Source organism: Rhodococcus erythropolis NBRC 15567 (assembly GCF_001552595.1).
Taxonomy (GTDB): Bacteria; Actinomycetota; Actinomycetes; order Mycobacteriales; family Mycobacteriaceae; genus Rhodococcus_F; species Rhodococcus_F erythropolis.
Map to the genome: position 1 here is coordinate 1 of NZ_BCRM01000059.1, position 1,693 is coordinate 1,693.

General features: G+C 61.3%; 1 protein-coding gene. It reads right to left on the minus strand.

All coding sequences use genetic code 11. From position 1 onward, the window contains the following. Nucleotides 1–176: 176 nt before the first annotated feature. Nucleotides 177–1,571, minus strand: coding sequence for an IS1380-like element IS1676 family transposase (locus RE4_RS30530; RefSeq protein ID WP_024488023.1), 1,395 nt, complete (start codon nt 1,569–1,571; stop codon nt 177–179). Nucleotides 1,572–1,693: the final 122 nt, after the last annotated feature.

Below are 1,693 nucleotides of genomic sequence, written 5' to 3' on the forward strand. Positions count from 1 at the left end.
CCTCAATCTTTCATGAGAGGCCTCTGCCGGCCTGATCGGTTCACCGATCAGGCCGGCCGCGACCCGAATCAGTATCGGGGCGCGGCAGGGCAACCCATGTGCAGTCGGGATGCTGCCGGATTCCACATTCCGGAGAGGTGTTCTTTCCGCTCGTACCAACAAGATTCGTCGGTGTTTTAGGTCGGCGCCGGCAACGCCTCCAACCTGGCCAACGCCGACGTAATCAGACCGGACCACGGCGCCCGCCCGGACACTCGCAGACGTGTTTTCCGTGCGTGACGGGCGATGCGCCCGGCGATCGAAAACAGTCGTAGGCGCAGTCGTTTCGGCTCCCAGCGACGTGCATCACTGCTGGTCAACGTCAACATTTGCATCCAGGCTGTCAGCTCGGAAGCGAGCGCGACAATCGCCAACCAGATCTCGTTGTGCGCAAAACCGTACAAAGGTAGGTTGCTCAGACCGGTGTCCTTCGCGGTCCGGATTCGGTCTTCGCAGCGGGCTCGGCGGCGGTGCCGCAGCTCCAAGGTTTGCAGGCTTCCGACCACTGTGTTGGTCACGAACGCGGTCAGCCGCAGACCGTTTCGGTCGGTCAAGCGCAGTTGAGCGCCCGGATGAGGTCGTTCTTTACGCACGATGAGCCGCATCCCTGCAGGCCAGCCCGACAGGTGAACGAGTCCGGTCAGTTCTGCGACCCAGGCTCCGTCGCGAACCCCGCCACTCGAATCGAGCGCCGAGATCCACAGATCTTCGGGAATTTCGTCGATTGCTTCGGCCATCGCGTCGGTCAAGGTGAACCCCACCGAATACGACAACTTCCGGGCGGTCAGGTACTCGAGAAAAGCGTGGGTGCCGCCGGCGCCATCGGTGCGGATCAGCACTTTCTTTCCGACTGCGCCACTGGTGCGGAAGGGTAACTGTGCCAATGCTTGTCGGGTCACAGCAATGTGGTCGGCGGCGGTGTTGGAACCGGAATTCCCGGGCCGGAGGAGGAAACTCAAGGGTTCGCCGGTGCCGTGTTCGCCGTGGTCGACGAACGCCAACAAGGGATGGAAACCGAAGCCGCGCTTGAAGTTCGGCGCAGTATTTTCTTTCTCCGAATGTGCGGTCACGAGGGTGGCATCGAGGTCGACGACCAGTGGTTGCTGCGGGTCGATGTGGTGATCAGGTGCGTGTTCGCCAGCGTAGGACCATGCGGCTTTTCGAGCTACAGCGCGGGCTGAGTTGATTGCAGTCAATGCGGTCGGGCCGTCGGCGGCGAGGGTGCTGATCAGGCGGGATACCGTTGCATCGGATGCGACCGATCCGAACACGGCGGGTTGTTCGCGCAAGGTTGCAATGTCTGCGAGGCAGTCGCCGCCGACGGCGAGAGACAACGCGAGATCGAGGAGGATTTTGCCCGGATCGTGCTGGGCGGAAGGTTTGCGCCACGGCGACAAGGCTTCGGAGAGGGCGGTGTTCAGGCGGGTTTTTTCGGCGGTGCGGATCAAGATGACCGCTCCGGATTGTGACACGAGAGCGTTGCCGGTGGTGTCGATGGAGAGTTTGGGGTAGCAGGAAGTAGACTTGTGCACCTGAAAGGTGATCCTTCTGTTCGGATGAATACGGGCCTCAATAATCCGCATTCTTCCAGGTCGGGTCGCCTTTCTTTATATCCGACTCAGGGTTTCGAAGCGCTCACCGTGAAAGCGCGAGG